We start from the raw sequence: 25,211 nt of genomic DNA on the forward strand, positions 1-25,211 counted from the left end.
GGGCGACGCACACTGGTGCCATGGTGATTCCCCTCCCCCGGCCCGCCGCGGTCGTCGGTCTGACCCGCGCCGCCCTCGACCAGGCTCTCGGCTCGGCGGCGACGCTCACCGCCGTGCCGGCCCGCGCATTCGCCGTGCTGGACTCGGTGGAGGCGTTGCTGAACCGGGTCAACGGCGTGGTGGACCGGATCGACGGCGTGGTGGACCGGATCGAGCAGACCCTCGACCGCACCGACCGGGTGCTCACCGACGCCGAAGGCGCGGTCCGGGAGGTCGCCGTCATCAGCGCCGCCGCGACCACCGCGATCGGGACAGCCACCGAGGTGGCCGCGACCGCGGCCGTCGTGGTCGGCGAAGCGGAGAAGGTGTCCCGCGCGGCCGGTGCGGTGGTCGCCGAGGCCGACGCGGTGGCCGGCCGGGCCGCCGGCACGGTGGGCACCGCGGCGGAGGCCGCGGCCACCGCCGCCGAGCTGCTGACGGCGTACGAGCCGGCGCTGCGCCGGGCCGCTCCGATGGCGAACCACTTCGTCGAGCAGCTCAGCCACGAGGAGGTGACGGCCGCGATCCGGCTCGTCGACGAGTTGCCCAAGCTCAAGCAGCACCTGTCGGCGGACATCCTGCCGATTCTGGCCACTCTGGACCGGGTCGGCCCGGACCTGCACGACCTGCTCGACGTCACCCGCGACCTGAAGCTCGCCGTCGCCGGCATCCCCGGGCTGGGCATGCTTCGCCGTCGCGGCGAGAAACTCACCGACGACTCGGAGGCGTGAGGCGCGGCGTCGCTCAGGCAGGTACGTAGAGTTCGTCGATCTCGGCCCGGCTGGGCAGCGCCACCGAGGCGCCGAGCCGACGGGCGCAGGCCGCCCCCGCCGCCACCGCCCAGCGCACCGCGTCGACCACGTCCCGGCCCTCGCCCCAGGCGACCGCGAGCGCGGCGGTGAAGGCGTCCCCGGCGGCCGTGGAGTCCACCGTGTCGACCTTTACCGCCGGCACGTGCAGGGCGATGCCGTCCCGGTCGCCGTACCAGGCGCCTTCAGCGCCGAGGGTGAGCACCGCCCGGGGCGCCAGGTCGAGCAGGGCCGACGGCTCGTCCCGGCCGCGCCCGGTGAGCGCCTGCGCCTCTGTCTCGTTGACCACCAGCAGATCCGTCGCCGCCAGCAGCTCCGGCGGAACCGGCACGGCCGGGGCGGCGTTGAGCACCACCCGGGTGCCGGCCGCCCGGGCGACGAGGGCCGCCTCGGTCACCGTGCCGACCGGGATCTCCAACTGAGCGAGCAGCACGTCCGCACCGCGTACGGCGGTCAGCTCGGGCTCTGTCAGGCCGGTCATCGAGGCGTTGGCGCCCGGGCTGACCAGGATCGCGTTCTCGCCCTCGGCGTTGACCATCACCAGCGCCACCCCCGACATGCCGTACGTCGTGCGGAGCTGGCCGGTGTCGACCCCGGCAGCGGTGATCCGCGCCCGCAGGGTGACGCCGAACGAGTCGGAACCGGTCGCCCCGAGGAAGGCGCAGGAGGCACCGGCCCTGGCCGCGGCGACGGCCTGGTTGGCGCCCTTGCCGCCGGGCACCATGACGAAGTCGGTGCCGAGCAGCGTCTCCCCCGGCCGGGGCAGGGCGGTGGCGGTGCCCACCAGATCCATGTTGGCACTGCCCACCACGACGACCCGGGTCTGCCGCATCGCTGACCTCCCGTCAGGCGGCGCGGGCGGTGAACCGGTCACCGGAGCGCTGGACCACCAGCGGCAGCCCGAAGGCCTTGGAGAGGTTGTCCCCGGTCAGCGTGTCGTCGAGAAGCCCCTGCGCCACCACCGCGCCCTCACGCAGCAACAGCGCGTGGGTGAAGCCGGGCGGGATCTCCTCCACGTGGTGGGTCACCAGCACCAGCGCCGGGGCGTCCGGGTCGTACGCCAGCTCGGCCAGCCGGGCGACCAGGTCCTCCCGCCCGCCCAGGTCGAGCCCGGCGGCAGGCTCGTCCAGCAGCAGCAGCTCCGGGTCCGTCATCAGCGCGCGGGCGATCTGCACCCGCTTGCGCTCCCCCTCGGAGAGGGTGCCGTAGGTGCGCTCGGCGAGGCCGCCGATGCCGAGCTGGCCCAGCAGGGCGCGAGCGCGGGCCTCGTCGCTGCGGTCGTAGCTCTCCCGCCAGCGCCCGAGCACCGACCAGGCGGCCGTGACAACGACGTCGCTGACCCGCTCGTCGGCGGGCACCCGCTCGGCGAGCGCGGCGGTGGAGAGCCCGATGCGGGTCCGCAGCTCGTTGACGTCGGTGCGGCCGATCCGCTCGCCGAGCACGTGGGCCGTGCCGGTGGTCGGGTGCAGCCGCCCGGCGGCGAGGTTGAGCAGGGTCGTCTTTCCGGCGCCGTTCGGCCCGAGCACCACCCAACGCTCGTCCAGCTCGACCCGCCAGTCCACGTCGTGCAGCAGTGCCGTGCCCGCCCGGCGTACGCCGACGCCGTCGAGGCTGACCACCAGATCCTCGTCCCCAGTCACCCGACCATCCAACCACGCAGCGCCGGGGCTCCCCCCACGGGCGGCACCCCGGCCATAGGGTGGGGCGCCGTGTCGTTGGTCACCACAACCTGAGGACGGTCCATGCCCGGTCGGAGCACGGAGCCGCGCGGATGAGCGCGGTCATCGAGATCGAGGGTCTGCGCAAGACCTTCCACAGTGTGCGGCAGGGCCGCCGGGTGGCGGTCGACGGTTTCGACCTGCTGGTGGAGGCCGGCCAGATCCACGGCTTCCTCGGCCCCAACGGGTCGGGCAAGACCACCACGCTGCGCGCCCTGCTCGGGCTGGTTCGGGCCGACGCGGGCCGGATGGCGGTGCTCGGCCACCCCTCGCCGGACGGGCTGCCCCTGGTGGCCGGGCGGGTCGGGGCGATCGTGGAGAGCCCGCAGTTCTTCGGCAACTTCACCGGCGAGCGCACCCTGCGCCTGCTCGCCCGGGCCGGCGGCGTGCCGACCGCCCGGGTCGACGAGGTGCTGGAGCAGGTTGGCCTGCGGGACCGGGGCGACGAGCGGGTCAAGGGCTACTCGCTGGGCATGAAGCAGCGGCTGGCGGTGGCCTCCGCCCTGCTCAAGGACCCGGAGCTGCTGATCCTGGACGAGCCGGCGAACGGGCTGGACCCGGCCGGCATCCGGGAGATGCGGGACCTGATGCGCTCGCTGGCGGAGGCCGGCGTGACCGTGCTGGTCTCCAGCCACATCCTCGCCGAGATCCAACTGATCTGCGACCACGTGACGATCATCTCGCGGGGCCGGCGGGTGGCCGCCGGGCGTGTCGACGACGTGCTGGCCGGCTTCGACCGGCACGAGCTGCTGGTGCGGGTGGACGAGCCGGATCGGGCGGTGGAGCTGCTGACGGCGGCCGGGCTGGCGGTTACCGGCCACGACGACCACCTGGTGGTGGGCGACGTGGACGACGCCACCGAGGTCAGCCGCACGCTGGGCGAGGCGGGCCTCTGGGTACGCGAGCTGACCCCGCTGCGGCCCGACCTGGAGAGCGTCTTCCTCGAACTGACCGGCACGGCGGCGCACCCGACGGTGCCCCGGCAGGTGGACGACTCGGTGCTGCCTGACGGCGGGCCCCGGGAACCGGTGATCGACCTCGACGTGCGGGGAGTGGACGCGTGAACCTGGTCCGTGCCGAGCTGGAGCGTCTCGGCGCCCGGCGCTTCGTGCAGCTGATGCTCGTCCTGCTGGTGCTCGCGTTCGGCGTCACCGCGGCGACCACCCTGGCGGGTTCCCATCGGCCCACCGCCCAGGAGCTCTTCGACGCCCAACGGCAGGCCGCCGCGGCGCGGCTCGACCTGGAGCGCACCCACCAGCTCTGCCTCGACCGGCAGCGCGGCGTCGTGCAGGCGGACTACGTGCCCGACGACTGCAGCGAGGTCGACCCGGCCCTGATGGAGCGGGCCCCCGTGACGTCCGACTTCCTCAGCGGGGTGTTCGTCTTCGCCGAGGAGGCGGAGTCGCTGCTCTACTTCCTCATCGCCTTCCTGGCGCTCTTCGGGTTCCTGGTCGGCGCCTCGTACATCGGCGCCGACCTGAACTCCGGCGGCGTGGTCAACCTGCTGCTCTGGCGCCCCAGGCGGATGACGGTGCTCGGCACCAAGCTGGGCACGCTGCTCGGTGGGACGGCGCTGGTGTCGGTGCTCGCCTCGGCGGCGTACCTCGGGACGTTCTGGCTGATCGCTCAGGTCGCCGGGCGGCCGGGAGGGCTCGACGGGGAGTTCTGGGGTTCGCTGGGCGCGATCTGGGGCCGCGGCCTGCTGCTGGTGCTGCTGCTCACCACGGTCGGGTTCGCCGTCGCCACGCTGGGTCGGCACACCTCGGCGGCCCTGGGCGCGCTCGCCGGGTACCTGGTGGTGTGGGAGTTGGGCGCCCGGCTGGTGATGGAGATCCTGGACGTCGTGAAGCCGGAGCGGCTGGTGCTCTCCAGCTACGCGGCGGCCTTGTTGAACGGCCGGGCCGGGTTCTGGGACTACCGGTCGTGCACCTTCTCGGGCGGCGATTCGTGTGGCGGCGAGGTCTGGGCCCTGACCTGGCAACCGTCGCTGCTCCTGCTGCTCGGGCTGACCGGCGCGTTGACCGCCGCCGCCTTCGTGGCGTTCCGCCGCCGCGACCTGATGTGACCCGCTCCGACGCCCGGCCCGGATGCGGCAAGACCTTGCAGCATCCGGGCCGGCGATGAAATATTCCTTCACATGTTGCCCGTCCGCCGCCGACCCCGCAAGGCCGGGGCGGCGGCGGACGGCCCACCCCGGTCAGCCCACGGTCGAGCCGAAGACCTCGTCGCGGACGGCGTCCAGCGCGGTACGCAGCGCACCCCGCAGGATCGGCTCCTCGGTCAGCCCCGTCGGCACCACCCGGGGACGGACCAGGGTGATCGCCGCGACCTCGTGCTGTACGCGCTCGGCCAACGCCGCCCCGCCGGCCTGGCCGACCTCGCCGGCGAGCACCACCAGCGGCGGGTCCAGCACCACGCAGGTGCTCGCCACGCCCAGCGCCAGCCGGCGGGCCACCTCGTCGAGCATCGGGCCGCCGGCCGTGCCGTCGGCCACCGCCGCCCGCACCGCGCCGGCGCCACTGTCGTCCGGGTAGCCGTGGGCGCGGGCCAGCTCACGGACCGCGTCCGCGCCGATCAGCTGCTGGAACGCCGGCTTCGCCCGGCGGGACACGTCCCGTGGGATGGGCGCGCCGGGCACCGGCAGGTAGCCGATCTCGCCGGCGGCGCCGCTGCTGCCGTGGTGCAGCCGGCCGCCCAGCACGATCGCCAGACCGACGCCGGCACCGACCCAGACCAGCACGAAGTCCGTCAGCCCCTGCGCCGCGCCCGACTGCGCCTCGGCGACGGCGGCCAGGTTGACGTCGTTCTCGAAGACCACCGGGGTGTGCAGGTCGTCCCGGAGCGCGGCGAGCAGACCGCTGTGCCAGCGGGGCAGGTTGAAGGCGAACGTCATGTCGCCCGTGCCCGGGTCGACCAGGCCGGGGGTGCCCAGCACGATCCGCCGTACGCTCGACAGCTGCGCTCCGGCGCTGCTCGCGGCCTGGACCACCGCGTTGTGCACCACCCCGACGGGGTCGTCGGTGTCGTGGGTCGACTGCTCGACCCGGCCGATCACCGCCCCGGTGATGTCCGCGCACGCGGCGACGACCCGGTCGGCGCCCACGTCCACCCCGACCACGTGCGCGCTGCCCGGCCGTACGGCGTAGAGCTGGGCGTTCGGGCCACGCCCGCCGGCCTGCTCGCCGACCCTGGTGACCAGGCCCCGCTCCTCCAACCGCTCGACGAGCTGGGAGGCGGTCACCTTGGACAGCCCGGTCAGCTCGCCGAGCCGGGCCCGGGTCAGCGGCCCCCGCTCCAGCAGCAGCTCCAACGCCGCGCGGTCGTTGAGCGCCCGCAACAGGCGGGGGGTGCCGGGCAGTCGGGTCGCACTCATGCCACGTCCTCTAGTTTTGATAAACCTTGCTTACTGTAAACCGACCTGCGAGCGGGTAGCCGATAGCGTATCGGCCACCCGGGAGCGGGTTGCTCGGCCGACCCGGTACGTCACCGACCCCTGCCGGTACGAATTCCGCACCGACGGGGACGAAAGGGGAAGATCACGTGGGGCTGGATCCAGGACTGCGCCGGCTCGCGCTCGGCACGCTGCTCGCCGCCTACCCGGGGCCGGTGCCGCCGGGCTGGGCGGTCGACCTGGTGGCCGAGGGGCTCGCGGGACACACCCTGTTCGGCACCAACGTCCACGATCCGGGACAGGTGGCGGCGAGCACCGCCGCCCTGCGAGCCGGCCGCCCGGACGTGCTGATCGCGATCGACGAGGAGGGCGGTGACGTCACCCGGCTGGCGCACGCCACCGGCAGCCCGTACCCGGGCAACGCGGCGCTCGGCGCGATCGACGACGTGGCGCTGACCCGCCGGGTCTACGAGGCCATCGGCGCGGAGCTGGCCGGCCTCGGCGTCACCGTCAACCTCGCGCCGACCGTGGACGTGAACACCGCCGACGAGAACCCGGTGATCGGCACCCGCTCGTTCGGCGCCGACCCGGTCCGGGTCGCCGCGCACTCCGCCGCAGCCGTGACCGGGCTCCAGGCCGCCGGGGTCGCCGCCTGCGCCAAGCACTTCCCGGGGCACGGCGCGACGGTCGCCGACTCCCACTACGAGCTGCCCACCGTGGACGTGCCGCTCGACGTGCTGCGCCGGCGCGACCTGCCGCCGTTCGCCGCGGTCGTCGCGGCCGGCGCGCGGGCCGTGATGACCGCGCACATCCGGGTTCCGGCGCTTACCGGCGACGGCCCCGCCACGTTCAGCCGGGCGGTCCTGGTCGACCTGCTGCGCGGCGAGTACGGCTTCACCGGCACGGTCATCACCGACGCGCTGGAAATGAAGGGCGCCGCCGTGGCGGCCGGCGGGATCGGCCCGGCCGCCGTCCGAGCCCTCGCCGCCGGCGCCGACCTGCTCTGCATCGGCGCCGAGGTCGACGCCGAACTGGTCGAGCGGGTGGTCGCTGAGATCGTCGGGGCGCTCGCCGACGGCAGCCTGGACCGGGCGCGGGTGGAGGAGGCGGCCGGCCGCACCGCCGCGCTCGCCGTCTGGACCCGGGCCGGCGGCGTGGAGTCGGCCACCCAGTCCGACCTCGGGTACGCCGCGGCGCGGCGCGCCGTACGGGTGGAGGGAGTGCTGGCCGGGCTGGACCGCCCGCTGGTCGTCCAACTGCACGCCGCGTCGACCATCGCCGAGGGGCGAGTGCCGTGGGGCCTCGGCCCACACCTGGACGGCGCGGAGGAACTGCGGGTGGTCGCCACCGAGACCGGGCCGGCGGCCCTGCGCCAGCTCGCCGGGGACCGGCCGATCGTGCTCGTCGGCCGCCATCTGCACCGGTTGCCGGGCGGCGCCGACCTGGTGACCGCGCTGGCCGCCGAGCACCCGGTGACCGTGGTCGAGATGGGCTGGCCCTCCCGGTGGCGTCCGGCTGGCGTACGGGCGTTCGTCACCACGTACGGCGCGAGCCACGCCTGCGGCCGGGCGGCTGCCGAGGTGCTCGGCCTGGCCGGCTGACGCCGGCAGCACCGGGCACTCAGCGTCACGTCGCGGTTCGCCACCGCATACCCCGGCCGGCGTCGACCGGGCCCGGCCGGGGTATGCGACAGCATGACCGCCACCGACCCCTGGCACCGGTCCCTGGCCGATCTCGCGTCCCGGTCCCACCGGCTGCCGCCGGACGAGCTGGCGGACCCGGTCGACGCCCAGCGGCAGGACGCCCGTTCGTCACCGCGGTGCTCGCCGAATTCGACACCGGCACCGGGCTGCTGCGCTACGTCAACGCGGTGAGGAAGCACGAGGACGACACGACCCTGGTGCTCGTCGAGTGGTCCGCCGCGACGTCGGCGAACTCGGAGCCCTGAGCCGGACGTCCAGCCCACGCCGCCCCCGTGCCACGGGCCGGCCGGTCTTCTCGTCGGCGAGGTCGAAAACGCGCCGGCACCGGCGCGACTCAGCCGTACCGATCCCCGCCCGGCCGGGCCACGCGGACGGACACAAGGGCGACCGGCTGGTGGGGCTGTCCCGGTTGCGCGTGCTGCGCCCGGTGACCCGGCAGGTGCTCGACCTTATTCGTACGCTGCGTCACTGACCCTAGACGACGCCACCTCCGAATAGCCGCAGGTCAGAGTCCACTTATGGACACCTGAACCACACCCGTTACACCTTGCCGCCACCCCTGCGGATACGTAGCGTGATGGGTGCGCACACCACCCGCGGGGCCTGGGGGAGAGAGACTGCGGACCGTGGATCCGGCCCGGGAACCACGGTCCGCGCCCCACCGCCCAGGGGCGCGGTCAGGGCGGGTAGACCCCGTACGACCGCCAGCCCCGGTCGGCGAAGCCCGCAGCGGCGGCCACCCGGGCGGAGGCGGTGTTGGCGGCGGCGTGCAGGTAGGTCGGAACGGCCCCCTCGTCGAGCACCCGACGCGCCGCCTGGGCGACCAGCCGGCGGGCCAGCCCCCGCCCGCGGGCCGCCGGCACCGTGCCGACCGCCAACTCGTGGCCGTACGCGTCGTGCCGCTTGATCCCGACGCCGGACAGGTAGCGCCCCCGGTCGTCGCGTACCACCAGCACCGGGCGGTCGAACAGGCGCAGCCAGGGCGGCAGCCCGACGGCGGTCGGCGGCGTCCACTCCCCCACGTCCGGCAGCGGGGCCGGTGCGGCGCTCCACCGGAACACGTCGTCGTGCGTCGCCCAGCCGGGCCGTCCGACCGTGGCGGGCAACGCCGCAAGCAGGGGTCCGCCCGGCCGCCGGGCCAACTCGCGAACCGCCTCGACCCGGTCGGGGGCCACCGAGAGCACGGTGCTGGTGCCGGCGGTCACCGCGACGGCTGGCCGGAGCCGGCCGTCCCAGGCCGGTCGGGCCCGCCGGTGCGAGCCGACCACGTGCAACCCGGGCCCGGCCGGCCACTGGCCGAGCCAGCTCGCCAGGTGCAGGTGCAGCCGCCGGTCGAGCATCGCCGCTCACCTCCCCCGGCCGTCGGTGGTCACCCGCGGGCCGGGCCCACCGACGCCCCGGCCCGCCTCGCCGACGATCACCGTACGCGGGTGCGGCGCCGCCGCGCGACGGAACCTGTCGACGGTGGACCGCCCGGCGGCCGGCTCCCCCCGACGACCGGCTGCCCCGACGACCCGTTGCTCCGACGACCCGCTGCCCCGACGGTTCGTTGCCCCGGTGGGCGCGCTCCGGTGGGCGTCGCCGTCGGGCGCGGGTCGGCGTGGGGGTTGAGCGGCGCGGCGGGCGGGTAGACATACCAAGCACATCGATGTCGCCGCCGGATTCGTGGGGCGAAGGGCAGATCACGGGAACCAGAAGCATCGAGCGGTCGTCATATTCATTTTCATACATGTACAACTTTGTTTGGGACGGTATGGTCATGCCGAATCTGCCGAACGACCGGTACCACCAGGACCCCACGCGGCTCTGGCGGGCCACCGAGCCCGCCGGGCGGTTCCCGGCGCAGGCGGCGTACCGGGGTCACCGCACCGGCACCGGGGCGCGGTCGTGGAGCGAGGTGAACAAGCAGCCCGCCGGCGCCTCCTCGCGCGGCGGCCTGAACACCCGCTGACCACCCCGCGCACGGTCGGGCGGATCCGCGACACACCCGGACGGTCCACCGGCGGCTTTCGCACACCTGTCGGGTAATTTCTTCTGGTCCGGCATCCCGGCCTACGACAGGAGAAGCTCCGCGCATGGGCAAGAAGACGATCCACGTCTCCGACTTCAGCGGCACGGCCATCCAGCTCGACGACGAGGTGGTCCGCGTCGTCGTCCTGGAGCACCCTGACCTGGTCGCGGGTCCCGTGCGGTTGGACGCCACCCCGGTCGAGGTGGAGGGCATCGACGACGCCGCGCTGGACGTCGCGGTGGTCGAGATCCACGACCGGCACGGCGACGGTGAGCCGCGCCGGGTGGTGCTCACCGCGAGCGAGTTCGACGCGATGGCGACCGACGTGCCGATGACGCAACTGCTGAAGACGGCCGAGCGGGTCCGCCCGCCCAAGGCCCGCAAGGGCGCGGAGCGGGTCGACTACGGCACGATCGAGCACGCCGGTCGACCGCACCGGGGCCGGGTCACCGAGGAGGAGGCCCGGCTGGTGCGCGAGCGGCTCGACGAGGTCAACAAGCGACTCGCCGACGCCGGGATCCGCCAGATCGACCTGGCGGATCCCGAGCACGCCGCCCGCTACGGCTTCCCCACCGCTCTCTGAGCCGGGTCAGCTCCGCAACTGGACGGCCCGCAGGGCTGCCGCCACCCACTCCTCGACCGCGGCCTTGGTGACGCCGAGCCCGCTGAGGACCCCGGTGCCGTTCTCCTGCTCCAGGAGCGCGAGCAGGATGTGCTCGGTGCCGATGTAGTTGTGCCCCAGCCGCAGGGCCTCGCGGAAGGTCAGCTCCAGCGCCTTCTTGCCCTGGGCGTCGTACGGGATCAGGTCGGGCACCTCGGCGGCCGAGGGCGGCAGCGCGGCCGTCGCGGCCTCCCGGACCCGCTCCAGCGGCACCGCCTGGGCGACGATCGCCTTCGCGGCCAGCGCCTCCGGCTCGCTGAGCAGCCCCAGCACCAGGTGCTCGGGGCGGATCTCGGCGTGCCCGGTGGCCCGGGCCTCGTTCTGCGACGCCATCACCACGTTGCGGGCGCGGGGGGTGAACCGGGTGAAGCCCTGCTGCGGGTCCATCGGCGTCTCGTCGGCCTTCGGCACGAAGCGCTTCTGTGCCGCCTGCTTGCTGACGCCCATGCTGCGGCCGATCTCGGTCCAGGACGCGCCGGAGCGGCGGGCCTGGTCGACGAAATGACCGATCAGGTGGTCGGCGATGTCGCCGAGGTGGTCGGCCGCGATGACCGCGTCGGTGAGCTGGTCGAGCGCATCCGGGTGCGCCTTCTTGATCGCCCCGATCAGGTCGTCGAGGCGTACCGGGTTGTTCATCTGCACTGGCTCCGTCATGCGTCAACCATAGGTTGACGGCAGGCCATCGTCAACCCGGAGTTGACGATGGGCTGCCGCCGATCGGCGACCGGGGCGCCCGCACCCGCGACCCCGGCGGGCGGCGCGTAGAAAAGTTTCACCATTGCCCCGGCTCGTATAGAAGATTTACGATCCGGTCTTCATCGTCAACCGCCCCTCGCGGAGACGGAGCATCGGAGGCAACCATGAGTGACACCCCGGAAACAGCGAGCCTGACCGACGTGCCGGCCCGGCGCCGCACCCTCCTCGCGGCACTGGGCCTCGGCGTGGGCGTCGGGGTAGTCGGCCTGCCCAGCCCCGCGATGGCCGCCGCCGCCGGCTGGAGCAACCCGACGCGTGGCACGCTGACCTCCGGCTACAAGACCCCCAGCCGCCCCACCCACACGGGCTGGGACGTGGCCGCCAGCCAGGGCACCCCGGTCTATGCCACGGCCGCCGGAACGGTCCGGGACATCAAGACCAACTCGTACCCGGGCGACACGTCGAGCGGGCCCCTGCCCGGTCGCAGCGGCAACAGCGTCCACCTCAACCACGCCGACAGCTACTTCTCGTACTACGGCCACCTCCACCGGGTGCTGGTCAGCGCCGGCCAGCAGATCAGCTGCGGACAGTTGATCGGGCTGATGGGCAACACCGGCAACTCGACCGGCCCGCACCTGCACTTCGAGATCCACCGGCCCCGGCTGACCTCGGTCGACCCCCGGGTCTTCCTTGCCAACCGGGGCATCACCCTCGGCTCGACCGCCCCCGTCGGCAGCACCGGCTACCCCAGCGTCAGTCAGGGCGCCTCGGGGTGGGTGCCCCGGGTGATCCAGTACCTGGTGCGGGCACGCGGCATCTCCGTCGTCGTGGACGGCGGCTACGGAGCCGGCACCGTCAGCGCGGTACGCAGCTTCCAGAGCGGCCGGGGCCTCTACGCCGACGGCCTGGTCGGCCCGATCACCTGGACCGCACTCGTCCTGCCCCTGCGGGAGGGCAACTCCGGCGACCTGGTGCGCGGCCTGCAGACCGCACTCAACGCCCGGGGGGCGAGCCTCCTCGTGGACGGCGGGTTCGGATCGGTCACCACCAACGCGGTGCGCAGCTTCCAGAGCCGCAACAGCCTCGTCGCCGACGGCCTCGTCGGCCCGGTGACCTGGAGCGTGCTCATCTGAGCGGCGCCGTCAGAGCCAGCCGTTGTCCCGGGCGGTGCGGAACGCCTCCGCCCGGTTGGCCACCCCGATCTTGCTGACCGCCGCCGAGAGGTGGTTGCGGACCGTGCCGGCGGAGAGGTGGGTACGCCGGGCCACCTCCGCCACCGGGGTGTCGTACTCGGCCAGCCGGAGCACGTCCAACTCGCGGGGCGTGAGCGGGCACTCCGGGGCGGTGAGCGCATCCGCGGCCAGCGCCGGGTCGACGTACCGGCCGCCGGCGTGCACCCGGCGGATGACGTCGGCGAGCGTGCCACCCGGCGCGCCCTTGGGCAGGAACCCCTTGGCGCCGGCGGCCAGCGCGCGTTGCAGGTGTGGCGGCCGGCCGTGCCCGGTCAGGATCACCACCTTGCAGGCGGGCAGGACGCGAGCCAGTTCCGCGGTCACCTCCAGCCCGTCCAGAGCCGGCATCTGGAGGTCCACCACGGCGACGTCCGGCCGGTGGGCGAGCGCGGCGGTCACGGCCGCCCGCCCGTCCGGCGCCTCGGTCACCACCTCCAGGTCGGACTCCAGACCGAGCAGCGCGGCCAGCGCCGCCCGGATCAGGTCCTCGTCGTCGGCGAGCAGCACCCTGATCACGGGCGGGTCCGAACCGTCACGTCGAGGCGGAACACCCCGTCGTCGATCCGGTGGCGCAGCGTCCCGGCGGCCTCGGCCAGCCGCTCGGCCAGCCCGCGCAGCCCGAAGCTGTGCCGGTCCGGCGACGCCCCCTCGGCCCCGTCATTCGTCATGGTCATCCGTACCTCGTCCTCGTCCTGGCTGATCTCGATGGTGCACCAGGTGGCCCGGCTGTGCCGCAGCACGTTGGTGCTGGCCTCACGCAACACCGCGACCAACTGCCGGGCGATCTCCGACGGTACGTCGTCCGGGGGCAGCGCCACCGCGCAGCGGATGCCGGAGGAACGCAGCACCTGCTCCACCGCGGCGATCTGGTCCCCGAGGTCCACGGCACGGTAGCCGTGCACCACCTCGCGCAGTTCGACCAGCGCCGACGCGGCCAGCCGCCGCACCTCCGCCGCCTCCCGGCTGGCCCGCCCGGCATCCGTGGCCGCCAGCCGGGACGCCAACTCGGCCTTGAGCGCGATCACCGAGAGGCTGTGCCCGAGCAGGTCGTGCACGTCGCGGGCGAAGCGTAGCCGCTCCTCGGTGGCGGCGAGGCGCCCCTGGGCGGCCCGCCCCCGCTGCGCCTCGACTAGCAGCCCCCACAGCCAGAGCTGGAGGGCGTTCCACGCGGCCATGGAAAGGCCGGCGACCACCACGATCGTGACCTGACCGCGGACCGGCGCCCCGTTCCAGGCCGCCACCCCGGCGGCCGTCGCCACGGAGAGCAGCACCGCCGGGCCGGCGATCCACCACTGCCGCAGCAGGGACACCGAGCCGATCACCGACGCCCCCAGGAACCCCCAGGTCGCCCACTCCGGCCCGCCCACGGGCCCGACCAGGGGTACGGAGAGCACGGCGGCCCAGACGAACGCGGTGAGCAGACGGCGCCGCGTCGACTCGGCCAGCCACGGGGTGATCGCTCCGTACAGCACTCCGCTCTGCGCCGCGACGAAGAGGACAACCCCCACCGCGCCGGCCGCCGCCCAGCGCGGGTCGTCCTCCCGGGACAGCCCGACGGCGGCCAGCAGCAACGTCCCCAGGACCCCGCTGCCGACGGTGCTCAGCGTGACGGCACGGGCGCGGCGCAGGCCGACATCCCGCTCGACCTGCGCCCGTTCCATGCTCCCGCTTCCGATGCTCGGTGGCGTGATGACCTCGATCATCCGTGCCGGGGCTCCCACCGGAAGTACCGGCCGGCCAGGAACAGCGACACCGCCAGCCAGAGCAGCAGCACACCGAAGGAGGGCAGCGTCTCGACGAGGGTCCCGGCGAAACTCAGTGCCTCGCCCTCGTCGGTGCGGGCGAGCCAGCCGACGCGCATGACCTCGGTGAACGGCCCGTTCGGCAGGAACCAGAGCACCCGTTCGATCGACTCCGGCAAGGCGCCGAGCGGCAGCAGCGCACCCGGCGTGGCCAGGAAGATCACCACGGTCGGCAGGGTGGTCAGCATGGCCGCCTCGGAGCTGCGGGTGATCGCGGAGAGCGCCGCCGAGAACGCCGCCATGATCGCGGAACCGAACAGCAGCGCCACCGCCATGACCAGCGGGTTCTTCGGCAGCGGCAGACCGAGCACCAGGATGGCGTAGCCGGCCAGCACGACGAACTGGGCGAGGAAGATCGCCACGGTGCTGCTGGCCGTGCCGAGCAGGATGGTGCGGTCCGAGGCGAGCCCCGCGCGCAGCCGCTTGAGCACCAACTCCTGGCGGCGCGACGCGTAGACGGTCGTCAGGTGGTGGTGTACCAGGAAGACCATGATCAGGGTGGTGATGCTGACGACCCGGCGGACGCCGGCCACCGGCTCACCCCCGTACTCGCTGACGAGCAGGATGGCGATCATCAGTGGGGTCACCACGGACATCGCGGTGGCCGTCCAGTTGCGGCGCAGCGCCAGCAGCTCCATCTTCAGCATCGCGGCCATCTGCCAGAACGGCTTGGTCGCCCGGTCGCCCGAGGTGGCGGTGCTGGTGGGGCTCTGCGTCGTCATCGTCCCGCTCATCGGGCAGCCTCCGGTTCCGCGTGCTGGTCGGTCAGGTCGTGGTCGGCGGCGATGTCCAGGAAGACATCCTCCAGGGTGGCCGGTCGGGCCGACAGGGCCGCCAGCCGGATGTCGGCCGCGTTGGCCCACTCGAGCAGCCGGGTGAGGTCGGTCTGGAGCTGGCGGGACTCGTAGGTGACCCGGTCGCCCTCGACCAGCCGGGCGGCGTGCGGCAGGTCGGGCAGCGCGTCCGTCGCCGGCAACCGGAAGCTGATCCGGGCGGGCAGGGTGCGCACCACGTCCTCCGGGGCCCCCGTGGCGACGATGCTCCCACCCCGCATGATCGCCACCCGGTCGGCGAGGACCTCCGCCTCCTCCAGGTAGTGCGTGGTGAGCAGGACGGTGGTCCCACCCTTCTGGAGCTCACGGACGACGTCCCAGGTGCGACGCCGGGAGGCCGGGTCCATGCCGGTGGTCGGCTCGTCGAGGAAGAGCACCTCCGGCCGGCCGAGCACCGCCAGCGCCAGCTCCAGTCGCCGGCCCTCACCGCCGGAGAGCTGCTCGACCGCCACGTTCATCCGGTCGGCGAGGTCGACCAGTTCCAGCACCTCCCCGACGGTCTGCGGCCGGACGGTCAGCGACCGCCAGATCTCCACCGTCTCCCGGACCGTCAGCGCACCGGTGAACCCGCCGTGCTGGAGCATCACCCCCGTCCGGGGGCGCACCACGGCCCGGTCCCGCACCGGATCCAGCCCGAGCACCCGGACCCGGCCGGAGGTGGCCGGCTGCAGCCCCTCCAGCACCTCGATGGTGGTGGTCTTACCGGCACCGTTGGTGCCCAGCAGGGCGAACAGCTCGCCCCGGCGGATCCTCAGCGAGATCCCCCGCACCGCCTCAAACTCCCCGTAGCTGCGGCGCAGCCCGTCCACTTCGATCACGACGTCATCCATGGCTATCAGGCTGCCGGCGACCGGCCACAGATCCAACCCCCGACGCGTCATGTTCCGACCGTGTCGTACTCATGCCTCACCCGTGCATCCCCCACGTGTGGAACGCGCGCGGCACGACGCCGAGCAGCCGGTGGGCCCGGCGGCCCCGCAATGGCGCTCACCGGTCGACGAGAGAGCCCACGCCGATGGGCTCCACGTCCACCGGGAGATCCGGCAGCACCCCGGCGAGAGCCTCGACCTTCGACCACGTCATGGTCACCTGGTCGAGGTCGTTGTCCCCCAGTGGGACGCCCAGTTCGCCGAACGCCCGGGCCAGCCGCTCCCGCCGGACGGGGTCGACGCTGTCGGCGGGCGCCTCGGGGGCGCAGACGGGCGCCAGGTCCGGGACGACGTCCAGTTTCGGCTCGCGCTCGTGCCAGCCCGTGCGCCGCTGGTAGACGTCGGCGACGGCGGCCAGCTCGAAGTCGCGGCCGGGGGCGGCGGCCAGTTGCAGCGACAGCGGCAACCCGTCGCCGTCGGCGCCCATCGGCAGCGCCAGCGCGGGGAAGCCGACCGCGCTCCAGATGCTGGGCAGGAAGGAGATCGTCTGGAGGCTGGCCTGGTCGTCGTAGCGTGGGGCGGCGGACGGCCAGGCGGGCGTGGCGATGACGTCGACGTCCCGCAACCGGGCCCGCAGGGCGTCGGCGCCCCACCCGCGCACCCGCTGGGCCCGCAGGTAGGTCTCCGCCGGGAGCACGCCACCGAGCGCGACGTTCCACCGGAACGGTCGTCCGTAGTCGGCCCAGCGTGCCCGCAACTGCGCCCCGTGCACCTCGAACGCCTCGACCAGCATCGTCACGAGCTGCGCGGCGAAGAGCGGGAACGCCTCGTCGAACGGCACGTCGACGACCTCGGCTCCGGCGGCCCGCAGCTCGTCGAGCGCGGCCTCGAAGGCGGCGGCGGTCTCGTCGGTCAGCGCGGCGGCATACCGCACGAGGTCTCCCGGGACGCCGACGCGTACGCCCGTGAGGTCGGCGAGCGGCGGCCGGGACAGCTCGGCGGGCCGGTCCGCCATGACGGCGAGCAGCCGCGCACACTCCCTGGCCGTACGCGCCAGCGGACCCGCCGTCTCCACCGACCGCGCCAGCGGGCGGACGCCGGCCGCCGGCAGGAGACCCTGCGTCGGCTTCAGCCCGGTCACGCCGCACAGCGCGGCCGGGATCCGGATGCTGCCGTTGCTGTCGGTGCCGACACCCGCGTCGAAGAACCCGGCGGGGATGCCGTTGGCGCTGCCGCAGCTCGACCCGCCGGTCCACCGGTGGGGGTCCCACGGGTTGCGGGGCACCGGGAAGGTCGCGTCCGGGTCCGGCCGGGACAGCGCGTGCTCGGCCATCGTGGTCTTGCCCACGATCGTCGCGCCCGCGGCGCGCAGCCGCGCCACCACCGTCGCGTCACGGTCGGCCCACCAGCTCGCGTCGTGCACGACGCTCTGGCAGGTGCTCGGCGCTCCGGCGACGGCGACGGCGTCCTTGACGCCGATCAGCGTGCCGCGCAGCGGCCCGTCCGGGCCTGGGTCGTCGATCGGGAAGCGGTGCAGGAAGGTGCCGAGCATCGGCGCGAGCCGGTCGGCCCGCTCGGCTGCGGCGGCGAGGCGGTCCATGTCAGCTCACCGCCGGCTGGTCGGCCGCGACGGTCTTTGGCGCGGACCGGTCACCAGCCGGTTTCGGTTGCCCGTACGTTCCGGTGCCACAGAAGAAGTCACGGTGCGGAAAGGCGAACAACTCGGCCGCGCTGTCGTCCCGGACCACGACTTCCGTCTTGCCGTCACCGTTCGACGAATGGCGCTGATCTTTCCCCTTCAGGCGTGCCACGAACACCTCCCCGCACGGGCCGCGGAATGCGCAGCCGAGGACCACGACAGGTCCGACGATGACGGGTACGGACTTCGCGGGGTAACCCCTACGGTCACCCCTCACCACCCCGGAATAAAGCACTGCGGACGCCAATTCTCGCGGCTGCGGCCCCGGAATTCCTGGCTCACCGATCCACGGCGCTGCTAAATACTATTCGCATACCCGCACCGATCTAAATGGGGAAATCAATGAGCAACGCAATCGGGAACCTCGTGGCCACACCCACGCTCGGTGCGGTGGACCCACAGGCGATCGACGTGTCGGATGTGCACAAGAGATACGGTGACGTGCGCGCCGTCAACGGCGTCGACCTGCGGATCGCCCCCGGCGAGGTGGTCGCGCTGCTCGGGCCCAACGGCGCGGGCAAGTCCACGCTCGTCGACCTGATCCTCGGGCTCGCCCGACCCGACCGGGGCGAGATCCGCATCTTCGGGCACACCCCGCGGGAGGCCGTCACCCGGGGCGTCATCGGGGCGATGCTCCAGGACGGTGCGCTGCTCGACGACGTGTCGATCCGCGAGCTGCTCACGATGGCGGCGTCGCTGCACGCCGCCCCGCTCCCGGTCGACGAGGTGCTGCGCCGCGCCGGTCTCACCGACATCGCCGACCGTCGGGGCCGGCTCTCCGGCGGTCAGCGCCAGCGGCTGCGCCTGGCGATGACCCTCGTCTCCGACCCCAGGCTGCTGGTGCTGGACGAGCCGACGGTGGCGATGGACGTCGAGTCCCGCCACATCTTCTGGGCCTCCATGCGGGAGTTCACCGCCACCGGACGCACCGTGGTGTTCGCCTCCCACTACCTGGAGGAGGCCGAGGAGTTCGCCGACCGGGTGGTGCTCGTCCGCGCCGGGGTGGTCATCGCCGACGGCACGGTCGCCGAGATCCGCTCCGTGGTGGCCGGCCGGTCGTTGTCCGCCACCGTCCCGGGCGCGACGGTCGACCAGCTGCGCCTGCTGCCCGGCGTGAAGACCGCCGAGTCCCGCGGCAACCGCGTCGAACTCGTCTGCTCCGACTCCGACGTCGCCGCCCGGGAGCTGTTCGCCCGCTACCCGGGGGCGTACGACGTCGAGATCGGCGCCCTCGGCCTGGAACAGGCGTTCCTGGCCCTCACCTCCACGGAAAACGAGGCCGCCCGATGAGCACCGGTTTCCTCACGCTCGAAGTGAAGCGGGTGATCCGGGCCCGCAAGTTCTGGATCGTCGCGTTCCTGTTCCCGACGCTGCTCTACCTCATGCAGGCCAACCTGTTCCAGGGCGAGATCGTCGAGGGCACCGGCATCAACTTCAGCGAGCACCTGCTGGGCGGTCTCGCCGCCTTCGGGGCGCTCTTCGTCGCGCTGAACGTCGGCACCAGGGTGGCGATCGAGCGGTCGACCGGGTGGCAGCGCCAACTGCGCATCACCCCGTTGTCGCCGACCTCCTACCTGGCCGCGAAGCTGGCCGCGGCGATGGTCGTGGCCCTGCCGGCGATCACGGCGGTCGCGCTCACCGGCGCGCTGCTGGAGGGCGTCCGGCTGCCGCTGGGCGGCTGGCTCCAGCTGGTGCTCGGAATCTGGCTCGGCACGCTGCCGTTCGCGCTGCTGGGCGTCTTCATCGGCCAGGTCGCCACGGCCGAGAGCGTGCAGGTCCTCACGTCCGTCTCGCACATGCTGCTCGGGGTGCTCGGCGGCGCGCTGTTCCCGTCGGTCGCGTTCCCCGAGTGGCTCCAGGCGGTGTCCGCGGTCATGCCGAGCCACTGGTTGGCCGAGATCGGCCACAGCCCGTTCGAGGACAACTCCCGGCTCGCGCTCGCGGCACTGGTGCTCGCCGGGTGGACCGTCGTGCTCGGCGCCGCCGTGACCCTGCGCTACCTACGGGACAGCGCCCGCGTCTGAGCGCCCGCGACCGGGCGGACGGCACCCCGCACTTTCCTGCACGACGAACGTACGCATCGCTACGACGAGGGATCCCATCGTGAAGAAGAACTCCTGGCAGATACTGCGCAAGGGCGGGCCGGGCGGCCTCACGCTCACCGTCGACTTCACCAGCACCGGCCGTACCCAGGCGTGCTTCCGGGACCTGGTTCCCCTGTTGAGCGCGCCCGGCGAGATCTGGGAGACCGTGGCACCCGCCGCCGGCGCCGAGGACACCATGTCCGGCGCCGACTACGTCGAGCGGTGGGCGAAGGGCGTCCGTCGGCGTGAGCGCACCGTCGACACCGTGATCGGCTACTGCGTGGGCGCGGTGTTCGCCGCCCCCCTCGCGTCCCGGCTGGCCGAGGCGCAGGACGAGGCGCCCAGGCTGGTCCTGCTGGATCCGGAGCTGCCGAACATCGTCGGGCTGTACCGCGACTTCCACGCCGCCGCGGACGCGCTGCGCAGCATCCTCTCCCCGGAGGAGATCGCCGCGTTCCACGCGGACGGCCAGGCGGTCCAGGAGAGGTACGGGCTCGACGACCTCGCCCTCATCGGTCCCGCGCTCGCCGGGATCTTCCGCGACGCGATCGACGTCGCGGGCCGTCGGCTCGGGCTGGACGACGACGTCCGGGGCGAACTGGGCGGCAGCTTCGCGTCGTTCGTCGGCTACCTGCGGGCGGCGGCGGAGATCGACCCGACCCCGCGGTGGGAGACGGCGACGGCCATCACCTCCGCGCACTCGACCCAGCGGGACCAGGTCTTCGGGCGCAACATCCGGCTCGACGTCGACCATGACCAGATGCTGCGCCACCCCGACGTCGCGGCGGCGGTCTCCGGCCTGATGACCGGTGCGGACGCCGGCCTGCGGATCGCGGGGTAGCGCGGTGGCACCGAGCCGGGCGGGCCACGAGCCCGCGCTCTTCACCGACCTGTTCGCGGAGCAGGTACGGCGCACCCCGGACGCCACCGCCGTCGTGTGGGGCGAGCACCGCAGGACGTACGCCGAGCTGGACGCCGAGGCGAACCGGCTCGCACACCGGCTGGTGTCGCTCGGCGCGGGCCCGGAGCGGCTCGTCGCGATCGGGACCCGGTCCGCGCACCTGGTGGTGGCCGCGCTCGCCACCCTCAAGGCCGGGGCGGCCTACCTGCCGCTGGACCTGAGCCACCCGCCGCAGCGGCTGGAGCACATGCTCACCGACGCGCGGCCCATGTTGCTGCTGACCACCGCCGACGACCAGCACTCGGTGCCGGCGTCCGGCCCGCCACGGGTCCTGCTCGACCGGCCGGACGCGTACGCCGGCCAGCCGGCCACCGACGTCACCGACGCCGACCGGCTCGCCCCGCTGCGACCCGCCAACACCGCGTACGTCATCTACACCTCCGGCTCCACCGGCAACCCGAAGGGCGTGGTGATCGAGCACCGCCAGCTCGGCACGTACCTGCGCCACGTCGTGCGGGCCTACCCGGGCGTACGCGGGCGGGCGCTGCTGCACTCCTCGTTCGCGTTCGACCTGACGGTCACCGCGTTCTACGCGCCACTGATGACGGGCGGCTGCGTGCACGTCGGCGCCCTGGAGGAGATGGGCACGCCCGCCGCGGGGCCGGCCGGGCAGCAGCGGCCCACGTTCGTCAAGGTGACGCCGTCGCACATCCCGCTGCTCACCGCGCTGCCCGCCGAGGCGTCCCCGACCGGGGAGCTGATGGCCGGCGGCGAACTGCTGCTCGGCGAGACCGTCGACGCCTGGCGACGCCGGCACCCCGGGGCGCGGGTGATCAACGAGTACGGTCCGACGGAGACGACCGTCGGGTGCAGCACGGTGGTCATCGAGCCCGACCAGCCGGTGCCGCCGGGGCCGCTGCCCATCGGCCAGCCCATGCCCGACGTGCGCTTCCACGTGCTGGACGGGGACCTGCGCCCGGTCGCACCCGGCGAGATCGGCGAACTGCACATCGCCGGGGCCCAGCTGGCCCGGGGCTACCTGGGCAGGCCGGGGCTGACCGCCGAGCGTTTCCTGCCCGACCCGTACGGGCCGCCCGGCTCGCGCATGTACCGCTCCGGCGACCGGGTCCGGCCCACCGAGGACGGCGAGTACGAGTTCTGCGGGCGGGTCGACAACCAGGCCAAGATCCGCGGCTACCGCATCGAGCTCGGGGAGATCGAGGCGGCGCTGCTGCGCCGCCCGGAGGTGCGGCACGCGGCGGCGGTGATCCGCACGGACGCCCCGGAGGTCAAACAGCTCGTCGCGTACGTCGTGCCCGCGGCTGACACGAGGGTCGATCCGCAGCAGCTGCGCAAGGACCTCGCGGAGACCCTGCCCGACTACATGGTGCCGAGCGCCGTGGTCAGCCTCGCGGCGCTGCCGCTGACCGTCAACGGCAAGCTCGACCCGGCGGCCCTGCCGGCGCCGGAGGCCGCGGCGACCCCGGGCGGACGGGCCCCGGCCGACGAGTTGCAGGCCCTGCTGTGCGAACTCTTCGCCACCTACACGGCGGTCTCCTCGATGGGCGTCGACGACGACTTCTTCGTCCGGGGCGGCACCAGCCTCGGCGCCGCCCAACTGGTCAACGAGGCACGCCGGCGCGGGCTCACGCTGTCGCTGCGCGACGTGCTGGAAAACCGGACCGTGGCGCGACTCGCCGAGGTGTGCGCCGACACCGACCGAGAGGACGAGTGAGCATGACCATCGCAGCCAGCAGGAAGGAAGCAGCCATGTGGCTGCTCGAGCGGCTGGTGCCGGACACCGGGGTCAACAACGTCGCGGTCGCCTTCGAGGTGGCCGGCAGGATCGACCGTGAGCTGTTCCCGGCGGCGCTGCGAGCGGTGCTGGCCCGTCACGAGGTGCTGCGCACCGTGTTCCGCTCCGACGACGCGACGCTGACCCGGGAGGTGCTCGCTCCCGACCGGGTCGACGTGCCCGTGCTGGAAATTCCGGCGGGCGACGACGGGCGGGACGCCGACCTGACCGCGTTCGCCGCCGAGCCGTTCGTGATCGACGGCCGCCCCCTGGTGCGGGCGGGCGTGCACGCGGGAGCGGACCGCGACGTGTGCTGCGTCGTCGTGCACCACCTGAACTTCGACGCCATGTCGACCACGATCCTGCTCCGCGAGCTGCTCGTCGCGTACGAGACGGTCGCGGCGGGACGCCGGCCGGACGACGCCCCGGTGGCCGCCCTCGCCGAGCGCACGCCGGACGAGCGCAGCGTCGCGTACTGGCGGAAGAACCTCGACGGGCTGCGGCCCGCCGAGTCGGGCCTGTGGTGCGCCCGGCCGCCCGTCGGGGCACCGTCCCTGCGCGCCCGGACCGTCCACCACGAACTCTCCGCGCCGGCCCGCGCCGTGGTGCGCCGCTTCCAGCGCGAACTGCGCGCCTCCGAGGCGGTCGTGCTGCTCGCGGCGTACTCCCTGCTGCTCGCCCAGCACGGCGCGGGTTCCGACGTGGTCATCGGCACCCCGGTGAACGTCCGGGACCAGCGCGGCATGAACGCCATCGGCTACCACGCGAACCTGGTGCCGCTGCGGGTACGGCTCGACCCGGAAGCCGACTTCCGCGCCGTCGTCAAGCAGACCCGCAGCACCTTCCTGGAGGCGATCAGCCACGCCGACGTACCGCTGGAGCAGGTGTCTCCCGCCGTGCTCGGCGACGCACCGTCGTCGTGGCGCAGCTCGTTCTTCCGGCACCTGTTCAACTATGTGCCCGGCACCGTCGACGCCTCGCGGACGCTGACCGGGATGCCGGTGCGGCACGTCATGGTGGAGAACGGCTACAGCCGCTTCGACCTGGAGTTCTTCATCATGCCGGGTGAGGACGGGACCACCGTCCGCGCGGCGTTCTGTGTCGACGCCTTCGACGCGGCCGACGTCGGGCTGCTGCTGCAACGGTACGACGCGCTGCTCGTGCGGCTGGGCGACGAGCTGGACCGGCCGGTGGCACAGCTGTCCCGCCGGGGCCCGAGCGACCTCGCCCTGCCGGCGTCGCCGCCGCGGACGGCCGCCACGACGTCCGTGCTCGACGCGGTGCACGCGACGGTCGCCGCGAACCCGGATCTCGTCGCGGTGCGGGACGACACGGATGCCGTCACGTACGGCCAGTTGTGGTCGGCGGCGGTCGCCACCCGGGACCTGGTCGCGGCCTCGGGTGGGAGCACGGTCGCCGTGCTGGCGCCGCGCGGCGCGCAACTGGCCGCCGCGTGGCTCGGTGTGTGGCTGGCGGGCGCGCGTTGCGTCCTGCTCGACCCGACCCAGCCGATTCCGGACCTCGCCGCGCGGCTGGCCGACTCGGGCGCCGCGCCGGTGCTGGCCGCCGAGGGCCTCCCCGTGCCCGGCGCGGCACGTATCCCCGCCATCACCGACGAGATCCGCGCCGACGCGCCGGCCGGTCCCGACCTCGACGCGGTGGCCTACCTGGCGTACCAGCCTGACGCGCCCGCGCCGCTCGCGGTGACGGTCACCCACCGGGCCCTGGCCGACGCCGTCGCGCGGCTCGCCGAGCGGGTCACCACCGGACCGGCCGTCACCTCGTGGCTGAGCAGCTCCGCCACCGACGCGGCGCTGACGGAACTGCTGGTCGCGCTGACCACCGGCGGCCGGGTCGTCGTCGCGCCCGAGGAGGCCCGCACCGACGGCCACGCCCTCGGCGAGCTGGTGCGGCGGCACGGCGTGCAGGTGGTGCAGGCACCGCCGGCGGTGTGGCGCGAGGTGGTCGAGCAGGCGGGTGCCCGGCTCGCGGGCCGCGCCGTCCTGGTCGGTCACGAACCGCTCCCCCGCCCGCTGGCGGCGCAGTTGCACGCCACCGGCTGCACCCTGCACCACGGCTACACCACACCCGGCGTCGCCGGGTACGCCGCGCTCGGCGGCGGATGGGACGGGGCGGGTGTCCTCCCGGCAGCCCGCGTGTTCGTCACCGAGCCCGGCACCGGGCACGAGCTGGGCATCGGCGTACGCGGCGAGCTGTGTGTCGCGGGCGACGCCCTGGCCGCCGGCTACCACGGCCGGCCGGAGCTGACCGCCGCCCGGTTCGGCGAGCACCCCACGCACGGGCGGTTCCACCGCACCGGAGACCTCGCGCGGCTGCTGCCGGACGGGCAGGTCGACGTCGTCGGCCCGCTGTCGGCCCAGGTACGGGTCGCCGGCCAGCGGATCCACCTCCGCGACATCGAGTCCGTGTTCGCCGCCCACCCGGACGTGGAGGCGGTCGCCGCCGTCGGGTCCGCCGTCGACGGGCCGGACGTCACGGTCGTCGTGTTCGTCGAGTCCCGCAAGCCCGACGTGGCGGATCGGCTGCGCGAGCACGCCCGCGCCGCCCTGCCACTCACGCCCGAACTGGTCGTGCTGGACCAGTTGCCGGTCACCGTGGCGGGCACCGTGGACCGCGCGGCCCTCGTCGCGCGCGCCGCGACGAGGGCGCTGGCCGACGTCGACCCGCCGGACGAGACGACCGTCGCCCTCGTCGGGATCTGGACCGAGATGCTCGACCGGCCGGGCCTGCACGCGGACTCGAACTTCTTCGCCAGCGGTGGCCACTCGCTGTTGGGCGCCCAGCTCGTGCAGCGGGTGCGGACCGATCTGGAGATGCCGGTCCAGCTCGCCGACCTGTTCGCCAACCCGACGCCACGGCAGCTCGCAGAGCACCTGCAGAACGCGTTCTGGGACGACGACGAGGACGACGACTGACCGTTCGCTCAACCCCCACACCGTTTCGAACG

Annotated in this window: 24 protein-coding genes; 13 read left to right on the plus strand and 11 right to left on the minus strand. The window is 73.8% G+C overall.

What is annotated here, in order from left to right; translation table 11 throughout:
• Window positions 1-20 precede the first annotated feature (20 nt).
• Window positions 21-770, plus strand: coding sequence for a hypothetical protein (locus tag GA0070608_RS03210; protein ID WP_091621343.1), 750 nt, complete (start codon window positions 21-23; stop codon window positions 768-770).
• 13 nt (window positions 771-783) lie between these two features.
• Here GA0070608_RS03210 and GA0070608_RS03215 read toward each other — a convergent pair whose 3' ends face one another.
• Window positions 784-1,680: a ribokinase gene (locus tag GA0070608_RS03215; protein ID WP_091621346.1), complete on the minus strand. Its 897-nt coding sequence runs from the start codon at window positions 1,678-1,680 to the stop codon at window positions 784-786.
• A gap of 13 nt (window positions 1,681-1,693) precedes the next feature.
• Window positions 1,694-2,488: an ABC transporter ATP-binding protein gene (locus GA0070608_RS03220; protein WP_245715674.1), complete on the minus strand. Its 795-nt coding sequence runs from the start codon at window positions 2,486-2,488 to the stop codon at window positions 1,694-1,696.
• A 131-nt stretch (window positions 2,489-2,619) separates the two neighbouring features.
• On the opposite strand from GA0070608_RS03220, the gene GA0070608_RS03225 reads away from it, so the two are divergent.
• Window positions 2,620-3,630 (plus strand): ABC transporter ATP-binding protein, encoded by a 1,011-nt coding sequence (locus GA0070608_RS03225; protein ID WP_091621357.1) that lies wholly within the window; start codon window positions 2,620-2,622, stop codon window positions 3,628-3,630.
• Window positions 3,627-4,631, plus strand: coding sequence for an ABC transporter permease subunit (locus GA0070608_RS03230; protein ID WP_091621361.1), 1,005 nt, complete (start codon window positions 3,627-3,629; stop codon window positions 4,629-4,631). The genes GA0070608_RS03225 and GA0070608_RS03230 overlap by 4 nt, the downstream gene beginning before the upstream one ends.
• A 132-nt stretch (window positions 4,632-4,763) precedes the next feature.
• Here GA0070608_RS03230 and GA0070608_RS03235 read toward each other — a convergent pair whose 3' ends face one another.
• Window positions 4,764-5,939 carry an ROK family transcriptional regulator gene (locus GA0070608_RS03235; protein WP_091621364.1) on the minus strand — a complete coding sequence of 392 codons (1,176 nt, stop codon included), beginning with the start codon at window positions 5,937-5,939 and terminating at the stop codon, window positions 4,764-4,766.
• Window positions 5,940-6,106: 167 nt separating this feature from the next.
• Here GA0070608_RS03235 and GA0070608_RS03240 point away from each other — a divergent pair, with 167 nt between their 5' ends.
• The gene (locus GA0070608_RS03240; protein WP_091621368.1) at window positions 6,107-7,558 is read left to right on the plus strand and encodes a glycoside hydrolase family 3 protein; all 1,452 of its coding nucleotides are present in this window, start codon (window positions 6,107-6,109) and stop codon (window positions 7,556-7,558) included.
• Between the two features lie 218 nt (window positions 7,559-7,776).
• Window positions 7,777-7,905, plus strand: a complete 129-nt coding sequence (locus GA0070608_RS33905) for a hypothetical protein (protein ID WP_266316518.1) — start codon at window positions 7,777-7,779, stop codon at window positions 7,903-7,905.
• A gap of 432 nt (window positions 7,906-8,337) precedes the next feature.
• Here GA0070608_RS33905 and GA0070608_RS03245 read toward each other — a convergent pair whose 3' ends face one another.
• Window positions 8,338-9,000: a GNAT family N-acetyltransferase gene (locus tag GA0070608_RS03245; RefSeq protein WP_091621371.1), complete on the minus strand. Its 663-nt coding sequence runs from the start codon at window positions 8,998-9,000 to the stop codon at window positions 8,338-8,340.
• A 419-nt stretch (window positions 9,001-9,419) separates the two neighbouring features.
• Here GA0070608_RS03245 and GA0070608_RS03250 point away from each other — a divergent pair, with 419 nt between their 5' ends.
• Both GA0070608_RS03250 and GA0070608_RS03255 read left to right on the plus strand, forming a co-directional pair.
• Window positions 9,420-9,611, plus strand: coding sequence for a hypothetical protein (locus GA0070608_RS03250; RefSeq protein WP_091634178.1), 192 nt, complete (start codon window positions 9,420-9,422; stop codon window positions 9,609-9,611).
• A 124-nt stretch (window positions 9,612-9,735) separates the two neighbouring features.
• A complete protein-coding gene (locus GA0070608_RS03255; protein WP_091621376.1) occupies window positions 9,736-10,254 on the plus strand; it encodes a hypothetical protein in 519 nt (172 codons plus the stop codon).
• 6 nt (window positions 10,255-10,260) lie between these two features.
• Here the strand turns inward: GA0070608_RS03255 and GA0070608_RS03260 are convergent, their stop codons facing one another.
• Window positions 10,261-10,986, minus strand: coding sequence for a Clp protease N-terminal domain-containing protein (locus tag GA0070608_RS03260; RefSeq protein WP_091621380.1), 726 nt, complete (start codon window positions 10,984-10,986; stop codon window positions 10,261-10,263).
• Between the two features lie 206 nt (window positions 10,987-11,192).
• Between GA0070608_RS03260 and GA0070608_RS03265 the strand changes: the two genes are divergently transcribed.
• Window positions 11,193-12,161 (plus strand): peptidoglycan DD-metalloendopeptidase family protein, encoded by a 969-nt coding sequence (locus tag GA0070608_RS03265; protein ID WP_091621383.1) that lies wholly within the window; start codon window positions 11,193-11,195, stop codon window positions 12,159-12,161.
• Between the two features lie 9 nt (window positions 12,162-12,170).
• Here the strand turns inward: GA0070608_RS03265 and GA0070608_RS03270 are convergent, their stop codons facing one another.
• The 6 genes from GA0070608_RS03270 to GA0070608_RS31835 form a co-directional block, all read right to left on the minus strand.
• The gene (locus GA0070608_RS03270) at window positions 12,171-12,776 is read right to left on the minus strand and encodes a response regulator transcription factor (protein WP_091621387.1); all 606 of its coding nucleotides are present in this window, start codon (window positions 12,774-12,776) and stop codon (window positions 12,171-12,173) included.
• A complete protein-coding gene (locus GA0070608_RS03275) occupies window positions 12,773-13,963 on the minus strand; it encodes a sensor histidine kinase (RefSeq protein WP_245715675.1) in 1,191 nt (396 codons plus the stop codon). Before GA0070608_RS03275 ends, GA0070608_RS03270 begins: the two co-directional genes overlap by 4 nt.
• Window positions 13,960-14,784 carry an ABC transporter permease gene (locus GA0070608_RS03280; RefSeq protein WP_091621390.1) on the minus strand — a complete coding sequence of 275 codons (825 nt, stop codon included), beginning with the start codon at window positions 14,782-14,784 and terminating at the stop codon, window positions 13,960-13,962. Before GA0070608_RS03280 ends, GA0070608_RS03275 begins: the two co-directional genes overlap by 4 nt.
• Before the next feature lie 8 nt (window positions 14,785-14,792).
• Entirely contained in the window at window positions 14,793-15,725 is a 933-nt protein-coding gene (locus GA0070608_RS03285) for an ABC transporter ATP-binding protein (RefSeq protein WP_176733622.1), read from the minus strand.
• Window positions 15,726-15,882: 157 nt separating this feature from the next.
• Window positions 15,883-17,364: an amidase gene (locus tag GA0070608_RS03290; RefSeq protein WP_091621393.1), complete on the minus strand. Its 1,482-nt coding sequence runs from the start codon at window positions 17,362-17,364 to the stop codon at window positions 15,883-15,885.
• 1 nt (window position 17,365) lies between these two features.
• Complete coding sequence (locus GA0070608_RS31835; RefSeq protein ID WP_141719395.1) at window positions 17,366-17,575, minus strand: hypothetical protein; 210 nt, start codon at window positions 17,573-17,575, stop codon at window positions 17,366-17,368.
• Window positions 17,576-17,805: 230 nt separating this feature from the next.
• Here GA0070608_RS31835 and GA0070608_RS03295 point away from each other — a divergent pair, with 230 nt between their 5' ends.
• The 5 genes from GA0070608_RS03295 to GA0070608_RS03315 all read left to right on the plus strand — a co-directional run bounded on the left by GA0070608_RS03295 (window position 17,806) and on the right by GA0070608_RS03315 (window position 25,179).
• Window positions 17,806-18,753, plus strand: coding sequence for an ABC transporter ATP-binding protein (locus tag GA0070608_RS03295; protein ID WP_091621396.1), 948 nt, complete (start codon window positions 17,806-17,808; stop codon window positions 18,751-18,753).
• Entirely contained in the window at window positions 18,750-19,487 is a 738-nt protein-coding gene (locus tag GA0070608_RS03300) for an ABC transporter permease (protein WP_091621400.1), read from the plus strand. Before GA0070608_RS03295 ends, GA0070608_RS03300 begins: the two co-directional genes overlap by 4 nt.
• 79 nt (window positions 19,488-19,566) lie before the next feature.
• Window positions 19,567-20,388 carry a hypothetical protein gene (locus GA0070608_RS03305; protein ID WP_091621404.1) on the plus strand — a complete coding sequence of 274 codons (822 nt, stop codon included), beginning with the start codon at window positions 19,567-19,569 and terminating at the stop codon, window positions 20,386-20,388.
• A gap of 4 nt (window positions 20,389-20,392) precedes the next feature.
• Complete coding sequence (locus tag GA0070608_RS03310; RefSeq protein WP_176733623.1) at window positions 20,393-22,183, plus strand: non-ribosomal peptide synthetase; 1,791 nt, start codon at window positions 20,393-20,395, stop codon at window positions 22,181-22,183.
• Window positions 22,184-22,185: 2 nt separating this feature from the next.
• Window positions 22,186-25,179 (plus strand): condensation domain-containing protein, encoded by a 2,994-nt coding sequence (locus tag GA0070608_RS03315; RefSeq protein ID WP_091621412.1) that lies wholly within the window; start codon window positions 22,186-22,188, stop codon window positions 25,177-25,179.
• The last annotated feature ends 32 nt before the right edge of the window (window positions 25,180-25,211 follow it).

The sequence above is a fragment of the Micromonospora peucetia genome, assembly GCF_900091625.1.
Taxonomy (GTDB): Bacteria; Actinomycetota; Actinomycetes; order Mycobacteriales; family Micromonosporaceae; genus Micromonospora; species Micromonospora peucetia.